At 66.6% G+C, this 6797-nt stretch carries 1 protein-coding gene (cut by a window edge); it reads left to right on the top strand.

Features of this window, described 5'->3' with window-relative positions; genetic code table 11:
- On the top strand, positions 1-6797 hold part of the coding region annotated (locus ACIHAX_RS35540) for a sigma-70 family RNA polymerase sigma factor (RefSeq protein ID WP_397282016.1) (this coding region is incomplete at its 3' end). The annotated region extends 21738 nt beyond the left edge of the window; 6797 of 28535 annotated nt are visible.

Genomic DNA, 6797 nt, shown 5'->3' on the forward strand with positions numbered 1-6797 from the left:
CGTGCGGTCACCGACCTGAAACAGCAGTATGCCGACCATATCGATCCGCTCGTCCGGCGTTATGTCAACACCTTGGACGGGCTGGTCAAACTGCATCTGCACGCGCAATTGAACGTCGTGACCGCTGAGGATCTCGGCGCCGGTCGACCAGACGTGGTCACCAACTATCTGGACAACCTGTCGCAATGGCTCACCGAGCTGGAGCAGGACTCCACCCCCACGCTTCTCCTCGGTGAGTCCGACGAACAATGGCAGGCCCGGTTCGATCGCGAAATTGCCACGGCAGCGGACGACGACGAGCACGCACCCCCAACTGATCGGGGTCCGGATCCTGTCGCCATCGATCTCGGCGACGCCGACGAACCCGACACACCGGCGGAGCAATCAGCTCGGGGCACCGCGACGCCCGGCGCCACCCCGTGGTCTCGACCCGCACAGAGCGAGACGCCGCCGAAAACCGCTGCGCTCGATGTGCGCCTTTCACGGCCCGATCCCACCGCATCGGAGCCTCGAGCAGGCGGCTGGACACCCTGGAAGGACAGAGCGTCCCTCACCGAGGCCGCGCGAAACGCAGGCAGCACTCGGAAAGCGGTCGTGCCACACTCTCGGTCGGAGCTGCAGGCACCGCCGACAACCGCGCGCATCGATTCGTTCGACGAATGGACCCAGGAACTTCGAGACCTGGGAATCGACACCGAACAGATGATGTCGGATCTGACGGAAATCTGGGACTACCTGCGCCTCGACCCGAAAGTCCACGCGACGTTGGTGAAGAGAATTCAGGAGCTCATGGATGAGTTCCCGGACATCGACATGGCTACCGCACCCGTGTCTATGCCCGATTTCCTGCGCTACGGCCTGCCGGGCATGACCAGACGGGAACTCGTGTCCGCCGTCGCGAACGAGGTGCGAGGAATCATCGAGACATCGGCGATGGGACACATCGTCGAGCAAGAAATACCTGACAACGTACGCATCGCCTACCAGAACGTGGCCGGGTCGCTCGAACTCGCCCGAGTCGGATCGACCCGACAAGAGTTCCGGGTGTTCACGCGACTCGTGGAAGGCAGGGACTACAAAGAAATCGCGACGGAGCTCGAAGTAACGCCGTGGGCGGTGCGGAAGTACGTCACATCGATCTACGCCAAGTTCGGCATCGAGGGGCGCAGCGGGCTGGAAGCAGCAATCCGCGCCCGCCACGCCGACAGCACCGCCGCGGCCACCTCGCGCAATTCCGCGGCGCCGACCGAGATCACCGATGAGACATCGCAAGCCGACAAATCAGCGCGCCGCCACGGGGGCATCGACCCGGTCGCGATCGACCTCGGCGATGACACCGAGTCCGAGCACCCCGCACCCGCGCAGCCGAACACGCACGAGGCCCGGGACGACGCGAACATCCCCGAGCGGTGGCGCCTGGAACGTGCCTGGGATCAAGAGCGGATCGCCGCAGTTCGCGCGGGCGACCCCGGCGCTTACGACGAGCTGTACGAGCGGTACTACGGATGGGGTCTCGGTACCGCCATGGAGATTGTCCGCGACCGATCCGACGCCGAGGACATCGTGGCCGACTGCTTCGCCGACCTGCTCGTGAGGATCCGCCGAGGTGACGGGCCAGAGCTCAGTTTCGGCGCCTACCTGCGCACGGCCGTTCGTCACCGGGCGTACGCCGCCAGCGCTCGCGCCGGCCGGCAGGTCCCCACCGACGATATGGCCGCACTCGATCGAATCCAGCTGGGCGGCGATCGAGCACCGGAGGTCTCCGAGGAAACCCCTATCGGTCTGGCGTTCGAATCGATGCCCGAAGAATTTCGCACAGTGCTCTGGCTCACCGCGGTCGAAGGCTACTCCCCAGAGGAGGTAGCCGACCACCTGGGGGCTGCGCCGAGTGAAGTGAACAACCTGATCGCTCGCGCACGTGCCGAGCTGGGCCGGAAGTTCGCGGCGGAAATGCCGCAACACGGCCCGCTGATCAGGGCATTGGCCGCGCTCGCGGCCGACAACGAAGGCCTCGCCTCGGTGCTCGCCGAGGGCGGCGAAGCGCTTGCGATGGATGACGAACGCCTGGCCACGGATGTGGCCGTGATTCGAACAGCCCAGCACGAGCGACCCGAACTGCTCGGCAGCGTAGTTCGACGCCTTCGCCCCGGACCGCGGGAATACTTCGTCCGCTGGTTCATGGGGCAGACGGTGGCCGACATCGCGGCCGCCACGGGGCGCAACAACGACCTCATCCGGAAGCGGCTGCACAACGCGGTTCGCACGGTGTCGATGGCGTTGTCCCACGTCGGATCTCCCGCTCTGCGGCGCTCCGAACCGCATCCCAGCGGACTCACGGATGAGGAGATGCTGCTGCTGGTCGAGGCGGTCTGGGCTCACGACCGAGATCTGCTGGAACCGGTCACGGGGCCGGTAACCGAGGCCGAGCAGGCAGTTTTCGAGTCATACTTCCGGCAGGGTCGGACAGTGCCCGAAATCGCGACGGCGCTGGCCTGGAGGCCGAAGCGAGTTCGCCGCATGCTGCACCGCATCGCACGGCGCATGGCCTCGACCCTCTCGCCGGAGGTCGTGGAGCGGTACCTGAGTGGCGGACCCCTCCGGCGGGCCACCCAGGTCGATGTCGCCCGGGAAGCGGGAGTCAGCACGATAACTGTGAAACGAATCCTCGCTGGGCATCCGGATGCCGGACCGGAGACGATCGAGCGGGTTCGGGCGGCCGCGCGCCGTCTCGGTGTGCGACATGGGCGGGCCGGGATCGTCGCCGATGGCGAAGAACAGACGTCGAATTCGCCGGTTCCCGTTGTACGCATCGATCACGATCGAGTGCCGTACCACCAGCGGGGTAGGGAGTTGCAGCTCGTCCGCGGGACGTCGAAGGATGAGTTGCGGCGCCTGATCCCGTTCCTTTCCGAGGGAGACCAGAACGTCGCAACGCTGCTGCTCCTGGAGGGGCTGTCCGTCTCCGTCACGGCGGAACGATTGGGCCGCCCGGCTACCTCGGTGCAACAACGCCAACATGACATCGCCGACCTGCTGGCGGCAATGCTGTTGTCGGAGAATTGGGAACTACTGCTGGTCGAGGCGGTCCACGCGCACGAGCCGGCGATATTGGCAGCCTGTTTTCCGCGACTCACCCGTCTCCAGCAGCAGTATGCCGATCAGTACCTGACACAGGGCCTTTCGACACTTGACATATCGAGGACCCGGGGTATCCAGCAGACGACCGTCAACAAGCTGCTGCGACGAATTGCCCACATACTGGCGAGAGAACTACCGCCCACATTGGTGCGGCGCTATCTGAGGGCTGGCCCACTTCGTCGAGTGACTCTGGCGGACATCGCCATTCGGGCCGGAGTGGCCGAGGGGACGGCGCGCCGGGTACTCGCGGGCGGACACGCCGATCCGAAGACGGAGCAGCGGATTCGGACGGAGGCCGCTCGGCTCGGATGGGCAAGTAGACGTCCCGGCGTCGTGGTGGACAATCCAGACGAGAGGTCACCGGTCCCGGCGGTCCACGAGGGCACCGCCGACTATCCGCGCCGCGGCAGGGCGTTTCGGATCATCCGATCAGCGCCAACGGAAGTGCTGACGGAATGCATCAATCGACTTCCGCGGGACCTGCGAACAGGCGGCGCCCTGTTGTACTCCGACGAGCTGACCATCGAGGAGAAGTCGAAGGCACTGGATTTGTCGCCGGCGCGGGTCGCCGCGCTGCGGCAGGCCGCCGCGCCACGGCTGGCGACATTGCTGTCCGTCGGTGTGTTGCTGACCGACGGCTCGGCGATGTTCCTGATCGAGGCGATCGCGGCGCACTACCCGGATGTGCTGGGGCCGTGCTACTCGCAGCTCTCGGGCACCGAGTGGGAATACGCCGAGCTGTATCTGGTGCAGGGTCTCTCGCAACCCGAAGTCGCTCGAGCGACGGGCCGCAGCCAGAGCACCGTCAAGGGCGCGCTGTATCGGATCGCGCACGTGCTGGCCGGGGAACTCCCGCCAGAGCTGGTGTCGCGGGTGCTGAGCCGAGGCCAACTCCGACGAGTGACGCTCGACGATGTGGCCACTCGGGCGCAGGTGAGCAAGGCTCAGGCGGATCGCGTGCTCAACGGTCGCGGCGGAACGAATCCCGAGACGACGAACCGGGTGCGGTCGGCCGCTACCGAGCTCGGCTGGACGCAGCAGCGGCGCGGCATCGTGGTCGTGACCGAGACGGGTGTCGAGCCGATCCAACCAGCGAACGTGACGCCGACGACGCGAACCACTACCTCCGATACGCAGCCGACCTCGACCGCTGATCGCATCGACCCGGTCGCGATCGACCTCGGCGATGGCACCGAGTCCGAGCGTCCCGCACCCGCGCAGCCGAACACGCGCGAACCCCGTGAGCTTGCGCCCAACGCACGCCGAGCATTGGAGCGGGCAGAGGACGAAGCCGCCGAAGTAGTCGCCGAGGTGTTGCGCCAGGCAAATCGGCTCGGGGTCGATACCGCTGACCTGCACCGGAAGAACGCAGACCAGATCGCCGAGGGAATAGCGCGACTGAAAGACATCCAGGCCCGCCGGCTGGATGCTGTGCTACGCCGACGCGTCCTCGATCAGCTGGCGGTCAAAGTGCTCCTCGACGACGAGGCGCTGCCCGCGATAAATGATAGATTCCAGCAGGTCAGACCCCAGATCGAAGCCTGGCACAAGTACGTGGGCGAAGTGCGTGAGGCATTGGCGGTGCTCGCGGCCGAGGATCTCTTGGCGGCAGCGGGTGCGCGCAGACTCGGCAGAGGTGTAGGTCTCGTCCATGGCGAGGACGGAACCATGCGCATCGTGGTTGCCTCACCATTGCGCGGTCAGCAGCATCTGCTCGATCTGGCGGATCCCTTCCTGCGGGAGATGGCAGCCCAAGACCAGATCCCCATCGATCACTGGCGCGTACAGGTCCGTCCGGATGGCCGGGTTACCGTCGAGACGGTGTCCGGAGTCCATGCCGAGCCGGAATCAGCGCTGAAGTTCTACACCGATCCCGACGCGATCGCGTGGATGAAGGACCTCGTCGACGAGCGGTCCTTTGCTGACAAATTGGCGGAGGCAGAAGCTTTCGGTGTGCGCGGACGCAAGACCCTCAAGGGCGACTCGGGCGATTCGACGATGTCGGAGCAGGTGGTGCTGATCACCTACCGCAACGGTTTCCGCGCGATCGAGAAGACGGTCCGCGACCTCGATCAAGCGGATGCCGAGGAGCTGGGCAGCCTGATATCCAGAATTATCGGGGTGCCGGCCCCGCAGACGCTGCGGCGTGACAAGCGCGGTCTCGTCCTGCTGATGGAATATGCGTCGGAAGTTGTCGATAATCCGGCAGATGGCTCCTCCATGGCCCGTTTCAGACACACACCGGTCTGGCGGCGACTGGTACTGGCCGAACGACTGCTACGAACATGGGACCGGTTCGAAGGCGCGAACCTGGGGGTCGACCACGGTGTTCGACTGATTCCGGTCGATTTCAGCAATTCGTTTCATGAGCCGGACCTCGACCCCGCGATGGCAAGGCTATTGGCGGGCAATCTGGAATTTCCACCGGCCGAGCTCGAATCGATCCGAGATGGCATCGGTGACGCGGAGCCTGCATTCGAGTCCATGAATCGGCGGCAAACGTGGTACGAGGACGTTGTCCACATCTTCAGAGAGTTCCTGGCCTCCAGAGGCGCTTCGGAACCGCCGCGCACCACGCTGGCCGACACCCTGGACCTGCTCGTACGACTTCGCGACGACCTGGCGTACCGATTCGGGGTCGGTCCCGAACAGGAAGACCCACGCGCGTGGCGTGCCGTAGTCGCGGAACTGCGACGGGAATTCTCCAACCGACGCGACGAATCCATGCTCGCCTACGTCGACACCCTGGACGGACTGATCAAGCTCCTTCTGGACGGGCAGCTGCTACAGGTCGGGGCCGACGAACTCGACGACGACGTCTGGCCGGGCCTGATCGACGCCTACCTGGACGGCCTGTCGGTGCGAATCGCTGATCTGGCCGACGGCGCGCCCTACCCGATGCCGAACGGTGAATCCGATGCCGAGTGGCAGGCGCGCTTCGACCGCGAGATGGCGCGGACCGTCGCCACCGAGCAACGTCCGCCCGCCGAACCGGACGAACAGTCACGGCCGGCCGACCCCGTCGCGATCGACCTCGGCGACAGCGAGCACGAACCCGAACCACCGATCGACAACGCCGAGTCCCCCGACCCGTCGGCCGCGCGGGCGAGTAGGACGGCAACCGAGATCGTGGCCGCCCTGGAGCACGCCGACTGGCTGCCGATCGAGGTCAGGGCCGCTGTAGGTGATAACCGGCGAGCGTTGGCCCGGCGTGTCGACAGGCTCCCCGATCTGCAGCGAGAATGCCTGCGCTACAAGCTAGTCGAGGGGCGCACGACCGCTGCGGTGGCCAGCCTTCTGGGCAAGAGCCGCGGGGCCGTCACCATGGCCCAGCGCCGCGCCATGGCGAGCTTGTCCGAGATGCTGCCGCCCGGTTCACGCGCTTGGCTGCAGGCTCCGCAGAAGACAGCGCGGAGTCAGGCGGTCGAGCAGGACAAGACCGCCGACGCGACCGCGCCGCCCGTGATCTCCGAAGAAGACGCGGCGCTCGACGAGGAAATACGTGAGCTGGAGCGTGGGGGGGGGGGGGGGGGGGGGGGGGGGGGGCGCCCGGGCCCGGGGGGGGGGGGGGGCCGGGGCGGCCCCCCCCCCCCCCCCCCGCGGGGGCGCCCCCCCCCCCCCCGCCGAGGCCCGGCGGGGGGCGCGCGCGGCCGGGGCGG

The sequence above is a fragment of the Nocardia sp. NPDC051929 genome, assembly GCF_044548645.1.
GTDB lineage: Bacteria > Actinomycetota > Actinomycetes > Mycobacteriales > Mycobacteriaceae > Nocardia > Nocardia sichangensis.